Genomic DNA, 21,127 nt, shown 5'->3' on the forward strand with positions numbered 1-21,127 from the left:
GGCTACTCCCTTCCCGCCGGGCTGAGTTCGAGAACGGGAATGGTGCGCACGCCGGCGGTTTGACGTTCGTATTCGGCGAAGCCCGCGTACCGCCGCGCTTGCTCGGCGTAGATGCGATCGCGCTCAGCGCCGGGCACTTCGCGCACGGTCACCCGGTACGCCCGGGTTCCGCGTTCGATGCGGCCGTCACCGGCAGCGGTCAAGTTGTAGTACCAGTCGGGATTGGTGGGTGCTCCGCCCCTGGTCGCGAAGACGTAGATGATGTCCGGTTTCGTGTCGTCCGGGAGGTACATCACCGGGCTGACGTACTCTCGTCCGCTCTTGCGGCCGCGATGATGCAGCAGGACGATCGGTGCACCCTCGAACACTCCGCCGACCTTGCCGTCGTTCGCTCGAAACTCCGCGATCGTCTGTGCGTTCCAGTCGAGCGCCTCACTCATATCGAACTCCTGTCGTTCACGGTCCCTGGCGTGCGCCGGGATCGAGTGGTGGTGGCCCGGCCGGCCGTTGGCGGCGACAGTGCGAACTGCCTGCCGAACGGCGCGGCCCTCATCCACTGTTTGTTGCTATGTAAACAAATCCACCGTAGGCCGCTAAAGAGTTACATGTCAACAAAATGGGCAATCCCGGGTAGGCTCCCGGTCATGGATGAGGAGTCGCTGAACGAGCGGGAGACCCGCGCCTGGGTCGCGTTCCAGCACATGCGCATCGAGATCAATGTGGTGCTCGCCCGCATGCTGGTCCGCGACTTCGGGCTGACCGAGGCGGATTTCGTGATCCTGCTCAGGCTGTCCAATACCCCGGGGCACAGGTTGCGCGCCCGCGACATGGCCGCCGCCCTGCAGTGGGAGCGAAGCCGCCTCTCTCGCCAGGTCTCTCGGATGGAGACTCGCGGCACGGTCGAACGCGCACCCAGTCAGGGTGACGCCCGCGGCTACGACGTCGTGCTCACCGATGCGGGCAGGGCCGCATTCCAGGCCGCCTGGCCTTCCTATGTGGCGGGCATTCGCCACTGCTTCGCCGACGTGCTCTCCCCGGAACAACTCGACGCCCTCACCGGCATCGCCCGGACGATCGACCGCCACTTCACCGCGGAGCACTACCCGGGCGGACTCGACGACCCGGCCAAGGTTCCCGGCGCCCACGCGACACCGGCCGGTCTCGAGCACTACACGGCGGAAGAATCGCTCGAATCAGCTTCCTGAGGACACGATGGTGTCCGTCCCCGTGCCCCGATTGTCAGCGGGCCGAGCTCGTTTGGACCGAGCGCCTGACTCTGTGCCCGCGACATTTCGGTGCACGCCGAACCTTTTCGGCTCTAGCGTGATGATCATGTTGGATCTTCCGGTACCGCCGGTTTCGCCCGGCGAGCATGGTGTGGCGTGGTTGCGTGCGCAGGTGGCGCGGTTCAGTGATGGGGACGAGCATTCCCGGCGCCGCGCGATCGTGGAGCGTGAGTTGGCGGCGGTGGACGCGGTTGCGTTGCGTCGCGGGCGTGGGCATTACGTCGCGGAATTGGCTGTGGCGCTGGGTGTTCGGGTGTCGGTGGCCGATGTCGAGGCGGTCGCGGAGTGCTATCAACCGCATCGGCCGGTGAGCGCGGCCGCTGATGCGGCGGTCGATCGGCTGGTCGCCGCGTTCGGGGGAGTCGCCGACGAGGTGACCGCGAATCGGATCGGGATTCTGGTGCAGGCGTGCTCGGCGACAGCAGCGCTGATCGCCGGTGAGAATCCGCCGGTGCCCAGCACTCGTCGCCTCGATGAGACGGGTGAGCTCATCGAGGTCGATCTGACCGGCCGTCCCTTTGGATCCGGTCGCCATGCTTGCCCGGGCCGGGTGCACGCGCTGTCCTTGGCCGCGGCGGCGGGCCGCTTCCATCAGCTGCACTATCGGGACGAGCCGCTGCTGCTGCCCAATGTCTGGGATTTCGCCACGGCGGCCGCGCTGGTCGCGGACGGGTACCCGGCGATCGGCACCACCAGTCTCGGCGTGGCCGCGGCGCACGGACTGCCGGACGCGGCCGGGTCGACGCTGCGTGAAACTCTGGCGCTGGCAGGCGTACTCGTGCGGCTCCCCGTCCCGGTGACCGTCGACATCGAATCGGGGTTCGGCGCCGATCCGCGTGAACTGGCCGCGCGACTGTGGGACCTGGGCGTGGCCGGGGTCAACGTGGAGGACGCGGCCGGCGATGCCCGCGCACACGCCGACCTGGTCCGTGGACTCAAGGACGGTGCGCCCGGACTGTTCGTCAATGCCCGCGTCGACACCTACTGGCTGGGCCGCGACCACGACACCACCCTCGATCGCGCGCACCGCTACGTCGACGCCGGCGCCGACGGCATCTTCGTGCCCGGCGTCATCCGCGACGACGACATCACCGCGCTCGTCCGAGCAATTCCCGTGCCGCTCAACGTCCTTGCCCAACGCCCACTCGCCGACCTGGCGAGCCTCGGCGTCAAGCGCGTCAGCACCGGCTCCCTCCTCTACCGCGCGGCCCTCGACGCGGCCGTGACCGCCGCACGCACGGTCCGCGCCGGCGGCCGAGTCGAACCGGCGACAACCTATCGAGACATCGCCACCCTGATACCCACTCCGCCGGAAGAGGATTGAACCGCACCCGCCGCAGAACGATCGCGGACCGTGAGAGCTGATTGGCCTCCAGCGGGTGAACTGGGGTTATAGTGTTTGCCACGCAGTCAGGGGTGTGCCGATTGGCTTGGTCTATAGTCGAAGGGTGACCCCGGAGCTGCGCCATCTGCGGTATCTGCTCGCCGTGGCCGAGCACGGGAGCTTCACGCGCGCTGCCGAGGATCTGCATGTCTCACAGCCCACGCTCTCGCAACAGATTCGGCAGCTCGAGCGGCTGGTGGGTGCGCCACTGCTGGATCGGACCGGGCGTGCTGTCCGGCTCACGGACGCGGGGGAGGTGTATGCCCGCCACGCTCGGCTCGCGCTGGCCGAACTCGATGCGGCCGATCGGGCTGTGCACGATGTCGAGGATCTGTCGCGCGGCCATCTGCGGCTGGCCTACACCCCGACCTTCGCGGCCTATCTGATCGGGCCGCTCATCGCCGAATTGCGCGCCCGGCATCCCGGCATCACCCTCGACATTCGCGAAACAAATCAGGACGTGATCGAATCCGGGCTGCTGGCCGACGATATCGACGTCGGGATCGGGTTCGCGGGCGGGCACCTGCCGGGTATCGAGGCCGCCACCCTGTTCACCGAGACGCTGAGCCTGGTCGGCGCCGATCGCCGGACTCGGCGTTCGCGCCTGCCGGCCGCGAAGCTCGCCGAATACGATCTCGCCCTGCTCAATCGGGAATTCGTCACCCGGCTGCACATCGACGCCTATTTTCGCGAGCAGGGTGTGCGCCCGCGAATCCTGGTGGAGGCCAACTCGATTCACGCGGTCATCGAGGCGGTTCAGCTCACCGCGCTCGCCACCATCCTGCCCGACGGCATCGCCCGCGACCATCCGCGCCTGACGGCCGTGGCGCTGGATCCGCCGCTGCCAACCCGGGTCGCGGTGCTGCTCTGCCGCGAGAACGCCTATCGCACCGCGGCCGCGCGCGCCTTCTTCGGGCTCGCCCGGGACTGGAGCGCCGGCCGGTCCGTGTGAATCCCGCCTGCCGGTCAGACGTTCTGCCGATGGACGGCATCGGCGCGATCTATACCCGCCGGTCATGGTAATGGCGAGGGTGAACGGGACGGGGCCGGCCGATTGACGATCGGTGTTGTGTCAACAGACACTCGGAGACCAGCCCGTCCTGGAAAACTCCTTCCGCCATGCGAAATCGAGGATCTACCCATGCTGGTTCCCGACGACACCGCCCGGCTCGTATCGCCGGTGGGTGACAGTGCGATCGCGGCGAATCCCCGCCCGGCGGACGCGGCCGGCGTCGCCTTCGCGCCCGGCCTGAGCACCCGCCTCTACAACCGGGACCTGGCTCCCACCCGACGTGCCGGCCGGCGCTGGTCGGGCTACAGCATCTTCACCCTGTGGGCCAATGACGTGCACAGCCTGGGCAATTACGGCTTCGCGCTGGGGCTGTTCGCACTCGGTCTGGGCGGCTGGCAGATCCTGCTGGCGCTGGGCCTGGGCTCGGCGCTGCTGTTCGTGCTGCTGAGCATCACCGGGTTCATGGGCTACCGGACCGGCGTCCCGTTCCCGGTGATGACCCGCATCGCCTTCGGTGTGCGGGGCGCGCAGATTCCGGCGTTGCTGCGCGGTGGTGTCGCGGTGGCGTGGTTCGGAATCCAGACCTACCTGGCCTCGCTGGTGCTGCGCGTGCTGATCATCGCGCTCGTGCCCGGAGCGGCGGATTGGGACCGCAATTCGATCCTCGGGCTGTCGACGCTCGGCTGGATCGCCTTCGGATCCCTATGGGCCGTACAGACTTTCCTCGCGCAGCGGGGACTGGAGATGATCCGCAAGTACGAGGCGTTCGCCGGACCGGTCATCCTCGTCACCATGGCCGCACTCGCGGTGTGGGTCTTCACCAAGGCGGGCGGCTCGATCGCCCGGTCGGTCGACCACCCGCTCACCGGGTTCGCCATGTGGCACGAGATCTTCGCCGGGGCGGCGCTGTGGGTGGCCGTCTACGCCACCTTCGTGCTCAATTTCTGTGATTTCACCCGGGCATCGAAAAGCCCCGGTTCGATTGTGCGGGGCAACTTCTGGGGCATCCCGATCAACGTACTCTTCTTCGGTGCCATCGTCGTCGTCATGGCGGGCGGCCAGTTCAAGATCGATGGCCGGGTGGTCGAGAGCCCCGCCGACATCGTGCACGCCATCCCGAATACCGCCCTGCTGGCGCTGGCGTCGCTGGCGCTGCTGGTCCTGACCGTGGCGGTGAATCTGATGGCGAACTTCGTCGCACCGATCTACGCGCTGACCAACCTGTTTCCCCGGAAGCTGAACTTCGCCCGCGCCGGACTGGTCAGCGGCATCATCGGGCTGGTCATCCTGCCGTGGAATGTGTACAACAGCCCCGCGGTCATCGAATACTTCCTCGGCGGGCTCGGCGCGCTGCTCGGCCCGCTGTACGGCATCATCATGGCCGACTACTGGCTGTTGCGTCGCGGCCGCATCGACGTCCCCGCGCTCTACAGCGAGGATCCGGCGGGCGCGTACTTCTATCGGGGCGGCGTCAATCCGCGCGCCCTGGGCGCCTTCGTCCCGGCTGCCGCCGTGTCGCTGCTCATCGCGTTCATTCCCGCGCTCGACGCGGTGTCACCGTTCGCGTGGTTCATCGGCGCCGGATCCGGGGCCCTGATCCATCTCCTGATCGCCGACCGCAAGGCGGCGTTCGAGGACATCTCGGGCGAGCCGATCGCCGTCGAGTGCACCCACTGAACCCACTATCCGGGAGGTAATCCGAGATGCGGATTCTCGTCGTCAATGTCAACACGACCGCGTCGATGACCGACGCCATCGCCGCCCAGGCCCGCGCGGTCGCGGCCGAGGGCACCGAGATCGTCGGTCTCACACCGAGATTCGGCGCCGAATCGGTCGAGGGCAACTTCGAGAGCTACCTCGCGGCGGTCGGCGTGATGGACGCCGTCGTCAACTACCCGGAGCCGTTCGACGCGGTCGTGCAGGCCGGTTACGGCGAGCACGGGCGCGAGGGCCTGCAGGAGCTGCTCGACGTCCCCGTCGTCGACATCACCGAGGCCGCCGCCATGACGGCGATGCTGCTCGGCCATGCCTACTCGGTCGTGACCACCCTCGACCGGGCCGTGCCGATGATCGCCGACCGGCTCAAACTCGCGGGCCTGGACGCGCGCTGCGCGTCCGTTCGCGCGAGCGGCCTGCCGGTGCTGGCCCTCGAAGAAGATCCGGCGGCGGCGGTCGTCGCCGTCGTCGACCAGGCCGAGCGCGCGGTCCGCGAGGACGGCGCCGAGGTCATCTGCCTGGGCTGCGGCGGCATGGCGGGCCTGGACCGCCGCATCGCCGAGCGCTGCGGCGTGCCCGTCGTGGATGGCGTGAGCGCTGCGGTCAAGCTCGCGGAATCGCTTGTCGCCCTGGGCCTGTCGACCTCCAAGGTGCGGACCTTCGCGGCGCCGCGCCCGAAGGCGGTCACCGGCTGGCCGCTGTCGGGAGCCGCTGCCGAGCTCCTGTCCACCCTCCGCGCCTGACGCTCGCGCGGTATCGTTCCGGCGATATCGCGGGGAATGTCACGCGTCCGTGCGCTGCTCAAATGGGTCATTGGCATGAAAGCGGCTCCGCGCGCGAGGCATTCAGAGTGAAACGTGCGTAACTCACCGGTAGTGTGAATCCCCGTGACCCGATTGTTATCGGGTTCGATTCAGACTATTTGGAGATCGATGACTTCCATGAAGTACACAAAGTTCGTGGCCACCGCATTCATTGCCGCCGCCGCGACCGGTATCGCCGCGGGCACCGGTTACGCCGTCCCCGTCGACCCCGCTCCGGCGGTGGAGCAGTCCCCGTCGGCGCTGAACGGCAGCCAGCAGGGCGTCGACTACAGCGTGGCGCTCACCGACGCGAACGACATCGTCACCCGGGTGACCGGCGGCCAGTTCACCCTGGATGCGGCCAGCCAGACCGTGTTCCTGAAGAACCGGGCCGGCGATGTGGTGACCCAGGTGCCGCTGAACGGCACGCTGGCGGGCAAGCAGTACGGCCTCACCGCCGCCATCGACACCGCGGGCACCCAGCTGACGCTGACCCCGGTTTCGGCGCCGGTGTCGACCGCCAAGGACATCGACTCGCAGGCCGACTTCTTCGGTCAGCTGCAGCACGCCGCGCTGGGCGGCATCATCGGCGGCATCCTGGGCGCCTTCCTGTTCGGGATCGGCGCGATTCCCGGCGCGATCATCGGACTGCTGATTGCCGGCGGACAGCCGCTGATCGACTCGGGCTCGGCCTATTTCAGCGGGCAGCCCTGAAAACGCTGATTCTCGGCGGCACCCGGGAAGCCCGGGAACTCGCCGATATCGCGTCGGGCGAGCGAGGATTCGACATCGTGTCCTCGCTCGCCGGGCGCGTGCGCGACCCCGTGCTGCCGGTCGGCGAGGTGCGTGTGGGGGGCTTCGGGGGCGTCGGCGGACTGCGGGAGTGGTTGCGCGGCAATGGAATCGAGCTCGTGGTGGATGCCACGCACCCATTCGCCGGGGGAATCACCGCCAATGCCGCGGCCGCGGCCGCGAGTCTCGGGATACCGGTGCTGCACGTGCGGCGGCCGGGATGGACCGAGCAGGCCGGGGATCGGTGGATGCGCGTTCCGGATCTGGCGCTCGCGGCGGAAGCCGCCGCGGCCCTGGGGAAACGAGTCTTCCTCACCATCGGCCGCCAGGGCGTGGCCGCGTTCGCGCACTCGGACGCGTGGTTCCTGATCCGGGCCATCGACCCGCCCGACGGGGCGATGCCGGTCGATCACGAATTGCTGCTCGCCCGTGGGCCTTTCAGCGTCGCCGACGAGACCGCACTGCTGACCGGGCAGCGCATCGACGTCATGGTGACCAAGGACAGCGGGGGAGCGCTGACCGAGGCCAAACTCATCGCCGCGCGCGAGCTCGGCATACCGGTCGTGATGATCGACCGGCCGCCACTGCCCGCGGGCGCGGAGCAGGTGGAAACGGTTGCGGCGGCCTGGGATTGGCTGCGCGCCCGGCGTGGTCCGGCACACTGAGCCGACCGACCCCGCTCGGAACCAGGCTGACCGGCCCGGCTCGGGATCGGGCCGGCCGATCCCTGTTCGGAGCAGCGGCCCCTCGGCCCCGGCTCAGGACAGGCGGCTGGTGCGGTCGAGCAGCTCCGGCAGCCGATCGAACCACTCCAGCACGGCGCGCTCGTAGCGGATGCCGAAATCGAGGGTGGCCCGCTCGTAGGGTGACATGCGCTGCTCGTCGTGGCCGGACAGGTAGCTGGACAGGCGCTGCTCGTGGACGGTGCGGCCGGCGGCGACGATGCGTTCGAGCCGCTCGGGATCGATGAACTCGCCGAACGAGAGGGTCAGCAGCAGCGGCACCCGGATGGTCTCCGCGCCGGGATCGCGGGCGATCCATTCGGCGAAGGCTTCCCGGCCGTCCTCGGTGATCCGGTAGGGGGTGCGGTCGCGGGCGCCCGCCGCACCCTTCTCCACGAGTCCGTGCTGGTGCATGGTGGCCAGTTCGCGGTAGACCTGGCTCTGGGTGATGGTCCAGAAGTCGCCGATGCGGTCCTGGGCCAGCGCCACCAGATCCCACCCGGACAGTTCGCCCTGGTGGAGGAATCCGAGTAGGGACGCGGCCGTCGAGTTGAGCGGGCGTCGAGCATGGTCTTCAGGCACCGGCACTCCTTCCAGCCTACGTTCTACATTGGAATATTAGTCGCCGTAGCGGCGCGACGTGAACACCCGGGGTCCACCGGCCGCGTCGAACACCGTGGTGGTCGACGCGCCGATGATCAACAGGGTCCGCATGTCCACCTCGGCCGGATCCAGCTCGGCCAGCGTCACCACCCGCACCGACTCGGCCGGGCCGCCCACATCGCGGCCGATCACCACCGGCGTCTGCGGCTTGCGGTGCTCGAGCACGAGATCGCGCATGGCCGCCACCTGCCAGGTGCGCTGCGACGACGCCGGGTTGTACACGGCGAACGCCATGTCCGCCGACGCCACCGCCGAAATCCGTTGCGCCACCGTCTCCCACGGCTTGAGCCGATCCGACAGCGAGATCATGGCGAAATCGTGCCCGAGCGGCGCGCCCATCCGGCTGGCCACCGCACTGGCCGCGGTCACGCCGGGCAGCACCCGCACCGGCACCTCCCGCCACTGCGGATCCGCTGACTCCTCGATCACCGCCGCCGCCATCGCGAACACACCCGGATCGCCCGACGAGACGACCACGACCTTCGCGCCCTGCTTGGCCATGTCCAAAGCCATTCCGGCGCGCTCGGATTCGACCCGATTGTCACTGGCATGCCGCCGCTGCCCCGGCCGCACCGGCACCCGATTCACATAGGTGGTGTACCCGACGATGTCGGTCGCCTCGGCCAGCGCCTGCCGAACCTCCGGTGTGGTCCACACCTCCGCGCCCGGACCGAGACCCACCACGACGACCTCGCCGACCTGTCCCGATTGCGTCGCGCGGGGTTCGGCCCCAGTGCTGGCCGCCGCGGGGGAGTGGGCGGCCGCGGCGCGGACACCGTCCGCGACTCGGCTGCCGGCGGCCGTGGCCCGCAGCCGGCCGTTGGTCGCGGCAGCGATACCGGAATCCGTAGTGGCACCGATTATTTCGGAGGACGCGGGCGCGCCGTCGGGTGTCAGTGCGATGCGCGTGGCGGGTTCGGGGCCCGGCACGATCGTGATCGCGAAGTAGGGGACGCTCGCTTCGTCCACCTCCGCGGCGCGCAGCACGCGCTGGCGGGACGAGCTGGCGCGTTCGACGTAGTAGGCGTCGGCGAGGCGGCCGGAGTCGGAAAGGGCCTGGCGGACACCGGGGTAGGTGCGGCCCAGCTTCATGATGGCGGCCGCGTCGGTTTCGCGCAGGCGGCGGGTGAGTTCCTCGGTGGGCATGGTGCCGGGCAGGACGGTGAGGACCTGGTCGCCTTCCACCAGAGGGGTGCCCAGGGCGGCCGAGGCGGCGCTGACCGAGGTGACGCCGGGGATGATCTCGGTGTCGAAGCGGTCGGCCAGGCGGCGGTGCATGTGCATGAACGAGCTGTAGAACAGCGGGTCACCGGCCGCGAGCAGCGCGACGGTGCGGCCCGCGGCGAGATGGCCCGCCAGCGCCGTGGCCGCGCGCTCGTAGAATTCGTCGATCGCGCCCTGGTAGCCGCCCGGGTGGTCGGTGGTCTCGGTGGTCACCGGGTAGACCAGGTGCTCCTCGAGCTGACCCGCACGCATGTACGGGGCCGCGATGGCGCGGGAGATGCTGCGGCCGTGGCGGGCGCTGTGGAAGGCGATGACATCGGCCTCGCCGATGATCCGCGCGGCCTTGACCGTCACCAGTTCCGGATCGCCGGGTCCGAGCCCGACACCCCAGAGCTTGCTCATTCTTGTTCGCTCGCAATCGCATTGAGGGCTGCGGCGGTGATGGCGCTGCCGCCGCGCCGGCCGCGCACGGTCAGGAATTCGACGCCGCCGTATTCGGCCAGGGCCTGCTTGGATTCCGCGGCCCCGATGAACCCGACCGGAATGCCGAGCACGGCGGCGGGCCGGGGTCCACCCGCGTCCAGCATGTCCAGCAGATGGAACAGCGCGGTCGGCGCATTGCCGACGGCCACCACCGCACCATCCAGCCGGTCGCTCCAGAGTTCCAGCGCCGCAGCCGATCTGGTGTTGTCCATGCGGGCCGCCAACTCCGGTACCCGGGGATCGTCGAGCAGGCACAGTACGTCGTTGTCGGCCGGCAGCCGCTTGCGGGTCACGCCCGAGGCGACCATCTTGGCGTCGCACAGGATCGGCGCGCCGACCTGCAGCGCGGCCCGCGCCTTGGCCACCACATCGGTACTGAACTCGACGTCACCGGCCAGATCCACCTGCCCGCAGGCGTGGATCATGCGCACCACCACCTGCGACACGTCCGCGGGGAACCGGGCCAGATCGGCCTCGGCCCGGATGGTCGCGAACGAGCGCCGATAGATCTCGGCCCCGTCTTTGAGGTAGCTGGCACGCACGTCGGACATGGTGTCCACCCTAGATTTCGCCGTCGGGGCCGCGCTGAGCGGGTCGCGTGCCGACACCTCGCGACCGGGTTCGAGCCGCCTCACGACGGGGTTCGGCTGCCACAGTGGACCGTTCACGGCCGGGCCGGATCACGTGCGGGGCCGTTCGAGCAGCCGGGACATGACGATATTGCTGCGAGTGCGCCCGACCCGCGCGTTCTCGCGAATACGCTCGACGGTCGCCTCGATCTCGGCCATATCGGTGGCCATCACATGCACCAGGGCATCGGCCTCACCGGCGATCGTCCACACCCCGACCACCTGCGGGATGGGTTCGAGGCTGCGGCGCAGTTCGGCGGGGGAGATGTTGTCGCGGTAGAAGACTTCGACATACGCCTCGGTGCGCCACCCCAGCGCGGCCGGGTTCACCACCGCGGTGAACCCGGTGATCTGCCCGCCCGCCACCATCTTGTCGACCCGGCGCTTGACGGCGGGCGCGGACAGGCCGATCTCGGAGCCGATGTCCTGGAACGAGGCGCGCGCGTACTTGAGCAGGTGCGCCAGGATCCGCCGGTCCAGGTCGTCCATGCTCGCCCCTTCGCAATGATGCGCACGCACGGGTGTGTTGCGCAACGAATCGCCGTTGGCACTGATACAAACGCAACGATTCGCTATTTCGAGCACAACGGTACGCCACTTACCTTCAGGACAGCCCCGTCCGCGCCGCTTCCGAGGGAGTCTCGTTGACGTCCGTAGCCACGCTGCCCGCCCGTGATCCCGCCGCCCGCCGGCCCGTTCCCCGCCGCTACCTCATGTGCCGCCCGGAACACTTCGACGTCACCTACGCCATCAATCCGTGGATGGACACCTCCGACCCGGTGAACCGCGCCCTGGCCCTGGCCCAGTGGGACGGGCTGCGCGCGGCGTACGAGGCGCACGGGCATCGGGTCGAGGTCATCGAACCGATTGCCGGACTGCCCGATATGGTGTTCGCCGCCAATGGCGGACTCGTCATCGGGGACCGGGCGCTCTCGGCCCGTTTCGCCAATCCCGAACGCGCACAGGAAGGCCCGGCCTTCCACGCGTGGATGGCGGCCCGTGGATTCGCCGCCGTGGCCGCCGCCCGCGAAACCAATGAGGGCGAAGGCGATTTCGCCATCGCCGCCGACCGGATCCTCGCCGGGACCGGATTCCGCAGTGCTCCCGGCGCGCACGAGGAGGTGGCGGAGTTCTTCGGATTACCGGTCGTCTCGCTGGATCTGGTGGATCCGCGGTTCTATCACCTCGACACCGCGCTCATGGTGCTCGATGACACCATCGCCTACTACCCGGGCGCTTTCAGCGGGCCCAGCGCCCGGCTGCTGGCCGGCCTGTACCCGGACGCCATCATCGCCGACGAGGAGGACGCGAATGTGCTGGGCCTCAACGGCGTCTGCGACGGCTACCACGTCTTCCTCACCGAGAAGGCCGTCGGCCTGGCCGAGCAGCTGCGGGCCCGCGGCTACCAGCCGGTCGGGATCGATCTGTCGGAGTTGCTCAAGTCCGGCGGCAGCGTGAAGTGCTGCACGCTCGAATTGCACAGGGTCAGAACGGCAGCCGGGTCCGGAACGGACTGACCCCCGGATCGTTGAGCGGGTGCGCCAGGATGAGGAAGCGCAGCAGCATCACCGCGCCGGTGATCTGCAACAGCGCCAGCGGGATCTCACCGATGACCGCCGTGCCCGCCGACACCCACACATCCCCGGCCTCGGCGGTCAGGATGTCGAACCAGGCGTCCACGAGCAGCAGGAGCCCGGTGCCGAAGGCGGGGAGCAGCAGCACCACCCGATGCTTCCAGCCCAGGTAGGCGGTGGCCGCCATCATCAGCACCAGGGCGATGTCGAACCCGATCCAGGCCAGCGACCAGTTCCGCGCGTGATACTCCGCCGGCAGCGAGAACCCCAGGTAAACGATCCACGGAATCAGCGCGAGACAGCCGCCGACCATGAGCGCCAACCGAACCCGCCGATGCACCCGCACCACCTCCGGCCGCGGCAGCCACCGCTCGGGCGGCAGCCGCAGCCGCCGGATCAGCTCCCGGCGCTCATCGTCCGACATCGCCGCGATCTCCTCATCGCTGAGCTTCGGCACAGCCATGACCGCCTCCCGTCTCCGATACTCGCCGCTGCTCCGATCAACCCACTGTGCACCAACATGCGCGATGAGCCGCACCGGCATGCCCGGGCTTCGCGGCAACTCGGCCTGCGGGGGCATGCGGGCCGGACGTGCGGTCTTTCTCGGCGACGACGACCTCGGCCTACCGGGACGGGACTATCCGGTAGCCGTCGACCGTGGCGATGACGTCGGTGACCGCGCCCTTGGGACGGCCGCAGCCGCGGTCGCAGCCGGACCAGTGTTGGCGGCCAGCGGCGACGACCTCCCCGGCGTCCAGACCTTCGCGTGTGAATTGTGGTGCGCCGGTGGGGACTACGCGACCGGTGTCCACGGCCTCGGCGGCGTCGGAACGGACGTCGGTGAGGGATTTCGCACAGCCGGGCCTGCCTGCGCAGGCGCTGACCAGCAGCCACGGGGAGTTCACGTCGAAGATCAGGCCCATCGGGGCGAGGACGCGGACCACCTGCTCGGCCGCCCATTCGTCGAGATCGGTGAGGACCAGGCTGCGCCACGGGGTGAGGTAGACGGGACGCTCGACGGCGGCGATGAATTCGGCGGTACGGGCGGGCAGCGAGCCGAGGCGGACGCCCGCGCCGAGTGCGACGCGGGCGTCGTCCTGATTCAGCCAGCCGATCGGAATGTCCTGGCGCACCGGCAGTTCGAGGGGGTCGCCGGACGCGTCGAGGCCGGGCCGGATGGTCAGCAGGTGATCGGTCAGTCGGGCGCCGCCGTCCGGGATCTCGTGCAACCGCCACTGGCCGTCGCGCAGCTCCAGGAAACCGTGCGCTGCAGCGAGCATGAGATCCACCGCGTCGGCAGGGGATACGCGGATACCGGAGTCCTTGCCTGCCAACAGGAGTGCGTAGGTGTTCTCGTCGAGCGCATGCACACCGATATCCCCGCCCAGCCCGCTGACATCGCCGCGACCGTCGTCGAGGGTGAACAGCACCCGGCCGGGCAGGTCGGCCAGCCGCGGATGCGCGCGCAGACCTTCATCGAGCGCCGGAACCAGCGGATGCACATCGGTCCACCCGCCGACCCGCCCGGACAGCGGAGAGGCGACGATGTTCCGTACCCGATCATGCGTCGCGCTGGGTAGCAGGCCCGCGTCGGTCAACCGCTCGGTGAGCGCAGCCGCATCCCGAACCTGCCGGAACTGCACGTTGCCCCGAGAGGTGAGCTCGATATTGCCGTCGCTCAGATCGACCGCCGCGGCGGCCAGGGTCTGCACCTGGCCGGGGGAGAGCTGTCCGCCCGGCACCCGGATGCGAGCGAGGGGACCATCGGCTGCTTGGTGCAGGCGGAGCACGCCCGGGCAGGAATCGGGATCGGTTCGCGTCATGACGCCCCCAGCCTACGGAGGATGCCGAGGTCGGGCACCTGCGGGCCGGGAACAGGACAGACCAGCTCTCCTGAGTATCCACATCTAGAGATATTGCGATCTGAGCATGGATTGCGCGCAGGTCGGTCCGTGGCCAACCAGAAGCATCGATCACGGAGCCGCGGTTGGTCTTTCGAGGAGGGGATGAGCGCGGCGCGGAGTGCGGGCCCGGGACAGCAGGATTCCGGGGTGTGTGCCCCGGAATCGTGGTGGGAGGTCGGATGGGTCAGCACATGCGGCGGGGTTCGATGGCCTTGGGGGCGCCCCGGCGGCGGGCGAAGGCGGGGGTGGTTTCCCAGGTGTCGTTGAGAAGGCTGGGGACGTTGTGGTGGTCCACGTGGTCGCGGTGGACGGTGGTGGTCATGACCGTGATGCCGAACAGGATGGTCGCGGTGCAGATGATGCCGGCGAGCATGGCCCACTCGCTGTGACCGGAGCCGGCGGCCGTGAGGGCCATGGCCAGCGTTGCGAAGGCAACCAATGAGCAAAAGTACCCCGACCAGGCAGCAAAGCGGTTCCGCCTGACCCATCCTGGAGTGGTTGGCATACGGGCAGCGTACGTGTGGCCCGGTTGGTCTCGCAGGCGTGCGGAGGAGCCTTTGCCGCACTGTGATCCGGGGCGCGATACCGGGCCGGTGCCGCCGGCGCGATAGCATCGGCGAGCTCGTCGAACGGAAGAATCCGGTGCAATTCCGGTGCGGTCGCGCCACTGTGACAGTCAGACCTTCCCGGCGGGCGCCGAACCGTGCTGGGCGCGTCACCCTAGGAAGGCCTGAAACCTGTGATCCTGCTGCTGTCCACCTCCGACACCGACCTGCTGAGCGCGCGGGCGAGCGGCGCCGAGTACCGGCTCGCCAATCCTGCGCGCCTGCTGCCGGAGGACCTGCCCGCCCTGCTCGACGGGGCCGAGCTGGTGATCGTGCGCATCCTCGGCGGCAAACGCGCCTGGGAGCCGGGGCTGGAGACGGTGCGCGCCAGCGGGATTCCGCTGGTCGCCCTCGGCGGTGAGATCGCGGCGGACGCCGAGCTCATGGAGTGCTCCACGGTGCCGGGCGGCGTGGCCGCCGACGCCCACAACTACCTGGCGGCGGGCGGCCCGCGAAACCTGCTGCAGCTGCACAACTTCCTGTCCGATACGGTGCTGCTCACCGGGCACGGTTTCGAGCCGCCGGTGGAGATGCCGAGCTGGGGTGCGCTGGAACGGGATTCGCGCCCGGTCGCGGCGGATGCCCCGACGGTGGCGGTGGTCTACTATCGCGCCCAGCATCTGGCCGGGAACACCGGCTATATCGACGCGCTGTGCTCGGCCATCGAGGACAAGGGCGCGCGGGCGCTGCCGGTGTACTGCGCCTCGCTGCGCACCGCGGAACCGGAACTGCTGGCCGAACTGCGCACGGCCGACGCGCTCGTGGTGACGGTGCTCGCGGCCGGTGGCACCAAGCCGGCGACCGCGTCGGCGGGCGGGGACGACGAGGCGTGGGATGTGGGCGCACTCGCGGATCTGGATGTGCCGATCCTGCAGGGCCTGTGCCTGACCAGTGGCCGCGAGCAGTGGGAGGCCAATGACGACGGCCTGTCCCCGCTGGATGTGGCAACGCAGGTGGCGGTGCCGGAGTTCGACGGGCGCATCATCACGGTGCCGTTCTCGTTCAAGGAGTTCGACGCCGACGGGCTGTCGACCTATGTGCCCGATTCCGAGCGCGCGGCGCGGGTGGCGGGCATCGCGGTGCGGTATGCGCGGCTGCGGCACATTCCGGCGGACCGGAAGAAGGTCGCCCTGGTGCTGTCGGCGTATCCGACCAAGCATGCCCGCATCGGCAATGCGGTCGGCCTGGACACGCCCGCCAGCGCCATCCGGCTGCTCACCGAAATGCGGCTCGCCGGTTACGATCTCGGCGCGGCGGGGGAGATCCCGGGCCTGGAAGAGGCCGATGGCGACGCGCTGATCCACGCGCTCATCGCCGCGGGCGGACAGGACCCGGACTGGCTCAGCGCCGAACAGCTGGAGGGCAACCCGATTCGCATCGGCGCGGACCTGTACACGCGGTGGTTCGAGACGCTGCCGGAGGATCTGCGCACGGCCGTGATCGAGGCGTGGGGACCGCCGCCGGGCGAGCTCTATGTCGACCGGTCCGCGGATCCGAAGGGCGAGATCGTCATCGCCGCACTGCGTTTCGGCAATGTGGTGCTCATCGTGCAGCCGCCGCGCGGGTTCGGGGAGAATCCGGTGGCCATCTACCACGACCCGGACCTGCCGCCGAGCCACCACTACCTGGCCGCCTACCGGTGGCTGGCCGCGCCGGAGGGCTTCGCCGCCGACGCCGTGGTGCACCTGGGCAAGCACGGCAATCTGGAGTGGCTGCCGGGCAAGACCCTCGGCATGTCGGCCTCGTGCGGCACCGATGCCGCTCTCGGCGACCTGCCGTTGATCTACCCGTTCCTGGTGAACGATCCGGGCGAGGGCACCCAGGCCAAGCGCCGCGCCCACGCCACGCTGGTGGACCACCTGATCCCGCCCATGGCGCGCGCCGAAACCTACGGTGACATCTCGCGTCTGGAGCAGCTGCTCGACGAGCACGCCAATATCTCCGCGCTCGACCCGGCCAAGCTGCCCGCCATCCGCCAGCAGATCTGGACGCTCATGCGCGCGGCCAAGATGGACCACGATCTGGGGCTCACCGAGCGGCCGGACGAGGAGTCCTTCGACGACATGCTGCTGCATGTCGACGGCTGGCTGTGCGAGATCAAGGACGTGCAGATCCGCGACGGCCTGCACATTCTCGGCCGGGCCCCGGCGGGGGAGGCGGAGGTCGACCTGGTGCTGGCCATGCTGCGCGCCCGCCAGCTGTGGGGCGGCGAGGTCAATGTCCCGGGCCTGCGAGAAGCGCTGGGGCTCAGCGAATCCGGGGACGAGGTCCGCGAACGGGTGGATGCGTTCGAGAAGCTGGCGCGCGAGCTGGTGCTGACCATGCAGGAGGTCGACTGGGATGTCGACTCCATCGACGCGGTCAGCGAGACCCTGCTGGGCAGCGAGCTCGCCGACGCGGCCGCGATCACCGATGTCCCGGCTCGCCTGGCCGAGGTGCGCAAGGTACTGGGGTTCGCGGCGACCGAGGTGGTGCCGCGGCTGCGACAGACCGGCGTCGAGATCTCGCGAATCCTGCACGCGCTCGACGGCGGCTTCATTCCGGCCGGACCGAGCGGGTCGCCGCTGCGTGGCCTGATCAACGTGCTGCCGACCGGCCGGAACTTCTACTCGGTGGACCCCAAGGCGGTGCCGTCGCGGCTGGCCTGGGAAACCGGTCAGGCGATGGCGGATTCGCTGCTCGCACGGTACCTGGCCGATCACGGTGAGTACCCGCGCTCGGTGGGCCTGTCGGTGTGGGGCACCTCGGCCATGCGCACCTCCGGCGACGATATCGCCGAGGTGTTCGCGCTGCTGGGCGTGCGGCCGGTGTGGGACGAGGCCAGCCGCCGGGTCACCAGGCTCGAGGCCGTCTCGCTCGAGGAGCTGGGCCGTCCGCGCATCGACGTGACCGTGCGCATCAGCGGCTTCTTCCGCGACGCCTTCCCGCATGTGCTGGCGCTGCTGGACGACGCGGTGCGATTGGCCGCCGAGCTCGACGAGCCCGCCGAATCCAACTATGTCCGCGCCCACGCCCAGGCCGACCTGGCCGAGCACGGGGACGAACGCCGGGCCACCACACGGATTTTCGGTTCCAAGCCGGGCACCTACGGTGCGGGCCTGCTGCAGCTCATCGATTCCAAGAGCTGGCGCACCGACGACGATCTGGCGCAGGTGTACACGGCCTGGGGTGGTTTCGCCTACGGTCGCGACCTCGACGGCGCACCCGCCGCGGACGACATGCGCACGGCGTACCGGCGGATCGCGGTGGCGGCCAAGAACACCGACACCCGCGAGCACGACCTCGCCGACTCCGACGACTATTTCCAGTACCACGGCGGCATGGTCGCGGCGGTGCGCGCGCTGACCGGCAAGAATCCCGAGGCCTACATCGGCGACAGCACCCGCCCGGACGCGGTGCGCACCCGCACCCTGTCCGAGGAGACCACCCGGGTGTTCCGGGCGCGCGTGGTGAATCCGCGCTGGCTCGAGGCCATGCGCCGCCACGGCTACAAGGGCGCGTTCGAAATGGCCGCCACCGTCGACTACCTGTTCGGCTACGACGCCACCACGAATGTGGTCGCCGACTGGATGTACGAGAAGCTCGCGGAATCCTATGTTTTCGACGAGACCAATCGAAAGTTCATGGAACAGTCGAATCCCTGGGCGCTGCACGGTATTGCGGAGCGGTTGCTGGAGGCGGCGGAGCGGAAACTCTGGGAACAGCCCGAGAGTGACACCCTGGATCGGCTGCGGCAGATCTACCTGGAAACCGAAGGCGAACTGGAGTAATCGAATTCGACCGGTCCGTTCGATCGGTCGCGGCGTGCCGGGGTGACGCGCAGGACAAGGGCGGACAACCCCGGCACCTCGGTCTTCCCCGCGCTCGTCCTTGGGGGATCATGAGAATCGTCCCGGTGTCGCGTTCGAGGCGGACTTCGTACTCGTCGCCAGGCACCGGGTCACCCGCTGACGTTCCAAAGGCGTTCTCGGGTCAGATAATTCGATGTGGAATTTCCCCGATTCGCCGCACCCTCGCGTATGCGTAATCGAGTTGCGGTGTTCCGGCGCATCCCGGTGGATGCGCCTGCTGGGCCCTGCGGTGAATCGGCTCTTCTATCACAGGGAACCGTCATGAGAATTGCCAGAATCGCCGCTACCACTTTACTTTCCGTCGCCGCCCTGTGCGCCGCTACGGTGACCGCGCACGGTGAACCCGCCGTCGCCGCCCCCGGAATCAGCGGTGCGGACCGGGGTGTCGATTACTCCATCGCCCTGGCCCAGGACCGCAGCTCGGTCACCACCACGCTCACCGCGGGTCACTTCCAGCTCACCGGCGGTACCGTGAACATCGTCGCGCCCACCGGGGAGACCATCGCGTCGCTGCCGCTGGTCTACCAGACCGCGGGCCGCACCCTCGACGTGATACCCGAGGTGAACGCGGCCGGGACCGAATTGACGGTGCGGCCGTCGGATGCGGCCGATATCGCCGCTCCGAACGGGGATGTCGCGGCCCTGCAGAATGTGGCCGACGCCGGGTCGATCGTGGCCGGGGCATTCATCGGCTGCGTCGTCGGCGCGGTGATCGGGGTGTGGTTCTTCCTGGTCGGCGCCATTGTCGGCTGCGGTGTCGGCGGACTTCTCGGCGCGATCATCGCCGGAGATCAACCGTAGCTCGAACCCTGGGCGGAACGTGCACGGCCACCGGGCGGGCCGGCGGCCGTGTCGTGCACGAAGACCGTTACGCCGGAACGATTTCGATGCCGATGGTGCCTGCGCTGCCGCGACGCACCTTGCTCAGGGTGATGCCCAGCCAGCCCTGAATGCCGTAGCGGCGCTTGATGAGATCGCGCACTCGCTCGGTGCCGGCCGCGTCGAGCACGGTCGCGCTGCCCTTCACGATCTCGCCGCGGGTCTTGCCCCGCAGATCGCACGCCTGCACCGTGACCTCGGGACTGCGGCGGACGCGCTTGACCTTCCAGCTGTCGGTGACGGTCCAGACGTAGAGGCGGCCATTGTCGAGTGCGGCCCACACCGGGGTGCCGACCGGCGTGCCGTCCTTCTTGTAGGTGACGAGATTGACGTAGTTCGCGGTGCCCACGGGCCCGAACGGGTTGTCCACGTTCGCAGCCTAGCCCGAACCGGCGGGCGACGCGGATCACGCGCCGCGCCATAGACGGGCACACGGAATTCAAGACCGCGCTGCGTGCCCGCTACGGCCGGGTGCCTGCGTGCCGAATCCCACGCCTCACCCAGTTCGGTCCGGGCAGACCCGATTCACCCGCATCGACCCGGTCGGCAATGTCGTCGTTCATGTCCAGCGCGACGAACCCCACCCCGAATACGGCGGTGCGAAGGGACTCGCAGGCCGGGCCCGGGTGATCGACAATGCCCGCATCTTCCGTGACTTCGAGAACGACGACGCCACCGCCGTGCGGATCCCGGAAACCGGTCTGCGCCGATACAGGGACACCGCCCCGGCCCGGGACAAGGCGCGGGTTCTGGCCATGATCGCCGAAATCACCGGTGCGGCAAGCGATTCCGGAGAGGGTCGACCCGGTCGGTGCCTACTGCGCCGCGGCGGCTTCGCGGGCCGCCGCGAAGTCTGTGACCAGGTCGGCGAACGTCGCGGCATGCGTGAGCGGCAGATAGTGGCCCGCGCGCGGCACGACCAGCAGTCGGCCGTTCGCGCAGGCACGCAGGAAGCGCTGCTCGCCCAGGCGGAAGTGGTCGTGACCGCCATTGATCAGGCGAACCGGCCCAGGGTAGGTTGCCAGCGCGGCAAGGGAATCGAAACCGGACAGGGCGGCGAACACATCCGGAATCACCTCGGTGGCGATTCCTCCGCGGGCGATCGCCGCGGCCACCCGCGGCGGCACCGCACGGTCGAAGACCTGCTCGCTGAGGGCCTGCCCGCCGTCGGGCCGGGACGACAGGACGCGATGCATGAGCCGGAACGGGGCCGCCAGCGCGGGCCCCGGGACCACGGTGGCGCCCGCGAGCACCACGCCCGCCACCCGGTCCGGATGGGCCGCCGTGGCCGCGATGGTGGCGACGCCACCCAGTGAATGACCCACGACCAGCGCGGATCCGCCGAGTCGATCGATGCCCGCTCGCACGGCCTCGACCGCCCCGGGCAGCGTGAAGCGCTCACCGCGGCGGGTGCCGTGGCCGGGTAGATCGATCGCCAGGACCGGGCGCTGCGGGCCGAGATGCTCGCCCACCTCCACCCAGCAGGTGCTGCTCAGCCGAAGGCCGTGGACCAGCAGGACCGGAGTTCTCGTCATGGCTACCTCCCGAATAGAAATGCAACGCTGCGTTGCGTTTCCATGAAAGCAGTGCCGGAAGCGCA

20 protein-coding genes are annotated in these 21,127 nt (G+C 69.3%); 10 read left to right on the plus strand and 10 right to left on the minus strand.

What is annotated here, in order from left to right; genetic code table 11:
- Nucleotides 1–2: 2 nt before the first annotated feature.
- Nucleotides 3–440 (minus strand): nitroreductase family deazaflavin-dependent oxidoreductase, encoded by a 438-nt coding sequence (locus tag ABZ909_RS06760; RefSeq protein ID WP_356996696.1) that lies wholly within the window; start codon nucleotides 438–440, stop codon nucleotides 3–5.
- Between the two features lie 204 nt (nucleotides 441–644).
- Here ABZ909_RS06760 and ABZ909_RS06765 point away from each other — a divergent pair, with 204 nt between their 5' ends.
- The 7 genes from ABZ909_RS06765 to ABZ909_RS06795 all read left to right on the plus strand — a co-directional run bounded on the left by ABZ909_RS06765 (nucleotide 645) and on the right by ABZ909_RS06795 (nucleotide 7,658).
- On the plus strand, nucleotides 645–1,205 hold the full coding sequence (locus tag ABZ909_RS06765) for a MarR family winged helix-turn-helix transcriptional regulator (RefSeq protein ID WP_356996698.1): 561 nt from the start codon (nucleotides 645–647) through the stop codon (nucleotides 1,203–1,205).
- Between the two features lie 127 nt (nucleotides 1,206–1,332).
- Nucleotides 1,333–2,610, plus strand: coding sequence for an isocitrate lyase/phosphoenolpyruvate mutase family protein (locus ABZ909_RS06770; protein ID WP_356996699.1), 1,278 nt, complete (start codon nucleotides 1,333–1,335; stop codon nucleotides 2,608–2,610).
- A gap of 124 nt (nucleotides 2,611–2,734) precedes the next feature.
- Nucleotides 2,735–3,622: a transcriptional regulator CynR gene (cynR, locus tag ABZ909_RS06775; RefSeq protein WP_356996701.1), complete on the plus strand. Its 888-nt coding sequence runs from the start codon at nucleotides 2,735–2,737 to the stop codon at nucleotides 3,620–3,622.
- A gap of 189 nt (nucleotides 3,623–3,811) precedes the next feature.
- Entirely contained in the window at nucleotides 3,812–5,359 is a 1,548-nt protein-coding gene (locus tag ABZ909_RS06780) for an NCS1 family nucleobase:cation symporter-1 (protein WP_356996703.1), read from the plus strand.
- A 26-nt stretch (nucleotides 5,360–5,385) separates the two neighbouring features.
- Entirely contained in the window at nucleotides 5,386–6,141 is a 756-nt protein-coding gene (locus ABZ909_RS06785; RefSeq protein WP_356996705.1) for an aspartate/glutamate racemase family protein, read from the plus strand.
- A 198-nt stretch (nucleotides 6,142–6,339) separates the two neighbouring features.
- On the plus strand, nucleotides 6,340–6,915 hold the full coding sequence (locus ABZ909_RS06790; protein WP_356996707.1) for a hypothetical protein: 576 nt from the start codon (nucleotides 6,340–6,342) through the stop codon (nucleotides 6,913–6,915).
- Nucleotides 6,912–7,658 carry a cobalt-precorrin-6A reductase gene (locus ABZ909_RS06795; RefSeq protein ID WP_356996864.1) on the plus strand — a complete coding sequence of 249 codons (747 nt, stop codon included), beginning with the start codon at nucleotides 6,912–6,914 and terminating at the stop codon, nucleotides 7,656–7,658. The genes ABZ909_RS06790 and ABZ909_RS06795 overlap by 4 nt, the downstream gene beginning before the upstream one ends.
- 93 nt (nucleotides 7,659–7,751) lie before the next feature.
- On the opposite strand, the gene ABZ909_RS06800 is transcribed toward ABZ909_RS06795, so the two are convergent.
- The 4 genes from ABZ909_RS06800 to ABZ909_RS06815 all read right to left on the minus strand — a co-directional run bounded on the left by ABZ909_RS06800 (nucleotide 7,752) and on the right by ABZ909_RS06815 (nucleotide 11,203).
- On the minus strand, nucleotides 7,752–8,297 hold the full coding sequence (locus tag ABZ909_RS06800) for a PadR family transcriptional regulator (protein ID WP_356996709.1): 546 nt from the start codon (nucleotides 8,295–8,297) through the stop codon (nucleotides 7,752–7,754).
- A gap of 36 nt (nucleotides 8,298–8,333) precedes the next feature.
- On the minus strand, nucleotides 8,334–10,004 hold the full coding sequence (gene cobJ / locus ABZ909_RS06805; protein WP_356996710.1) for a precorrin-3B C(17)-methyltransferase: 1,671 nt from the start codon (nucleotides 10,002–10,004) through the stop codon (nucleotides 8,334–8,336).
- Nucleotides 10,001–10,636: a precorrin-8X methylmutase gene (locus ABZ909_RS06810; RefSeq protein WP_356996712.1), complete on the minus strand. Its 636-nt coding sequence runs from the start codon at nucleotides 10,634–10,636 to the stop codon at nucleotides 10,001–10,003. The genes cobJ and ABZ909_RS06810 overlap by 4 nt, the downstream gene beginning before the upstream one ends.
- Before the next feature lie 129 nt (nucleotides 10,637–10,765).
- Nucleotides 10,766–11,203 carry an Lrp/AsnC family transcriptional regulator gene (locus tag ABZ909_RS06815; RefSeq protein ID WP_356996713.1) on the minus strand — a complete coding sequence of 146 codons (438 nt, stop codon included), beginning with the start codon at nucleotides 11,201–11,203 and terminating at the stop codon, nucleotides 10,766–10,768.
- A 155-nt stretch (nucleotides 11,204–11,358) separates the two neighbouring features.
- Between ABZ909_RS06815 and ddaH the strand changes: the two genes are divergently transcribed.
- On the plus strand, nucleotides 11,359–12,231 hold the full coding sequence (gene ddaH, locus ABZ909_RS06820) for a dimethylargininase (protein WP_356996715.1): 873 nt from the start codon (nucleotides 11,359–11,361) through the stop codon (nucleotides 12,229–12,231).
- Here the strand turns inward: ddaH and ABZ909_RS06825 are convergent.
- The 3 genes from ABZ909_RS06825 to ABZ909_RS06835 all read right to left on the minus strand — a co-directional run bounded on the left by ABZ909_RS06825 (nucleotide 12,200) and on the right by ABZ909_RS06835 (nucleotide 14,631).
- Nucleotides 12,200–12,751, minus strand: coding sequence for a hypothetical protein (locus tag ABZ909_RS06825; RefSeq protein WP_356996717.1), 552 nt, complete (start codon nucleotides 12,749–12,751; stop codon nucleotides 12,200–12,202). The two genes, ddaH and ABZ909_RS06825, sit on opposite strands and share 32 nt — an antisense overlap.
- A gap of 160 nt (nucleotides 12,752–12,911) precedes the next feature.
- Complete coding sequence (cobG, locus tag ABZ909_RS06830; RefSeq protein ID WP_356996719.1) at nucleotides 12,912–14,111, minus strand: precorrin-3B synthase; 1,200 nt, start codon at nucleotides 14,109–14,111, stop codon at nucleotides 12,912–12,914.
- Nucleotides 14,112–14,376: 265 nt separating this feature from the next.
- Entirely contained in the window at nucleotides 14,377–14,631 is a 255-nt protein-coding gene (locus ABZ909_RS06835; protein WP_356996721.1) for a hypothetical protein, read from the minus strand.
- 300 nt (nucleotides 14,632–14,931) lie between these two features.
- Between ABZ909_RS06835 and cobN the strand changes: the two genes are divergently transcribed.
- Both cobN and ABZ909_RS06845 read left to right on the plus strand, forming a co-directional pair.
- Entirely contained in the window at nucleotides 14,932–18,567 is a 3,636-nt protein-coding gene (gene cobN, locus ABZ909_RS06840) for a cobaltochelatase subunit CobN (RefSeq protein WP_356996723.1), read from the plus strand.
- Between the two features lie 342 nt (nucleotides 18,568–18,909).
- Nucleotides 18,910–19,449, plus strand: a complete 540-nt coding sequence (locus ABZ909_RS06845; RefSeq protein WP_356996725.1) for a hypothetical protein — start codon at nucleotides 18,910–18,912, stop codon at nucleotides 19,447–19,449.
- A 67-nt stretch (nucleotides 19,450–19,516) separates the two neighbouring features.
- Here the strand turns inward: ABZ909_RS06845 and ABZ909_RS06850 are convergent, their stop codons facing one another.
- Complete coding sequence (locus ABZ909_RS06850; protein WP_356996727.1) at nucleotides 19,517–19,897, minus strand: PPOX class F420-dependent oxidoreductase; 381 nt, start codon at nucleotides 19,895–19,897, stop codon at nucleotides 19,517–19,519.
- 445 nt (nucleotides 19,898–20,342) lie between these two features.
- On the minus strand, nucleotides 20,343–21,062 hold the full coding sequence (locus tag ABZ909_RS06855; protein ID WP_356996729.1) for an alpha/beta hydrolase: 720 nt from the start codon (nucleotides 21,060–21,062) through the stop codon (nucleotides 20,343–20,345).
- Nucleotides 21,063–21,127 lie beyond the last annotated feature (65 nt).

This window comes from Nocardia sp. NPDC046763, assembly GCF_040645495.1.
Lineage (GTDB): Bacteria > Actinomycetota > Actinomycetes > Mycobacteriales > Mycobacteriaceae > Nocardia.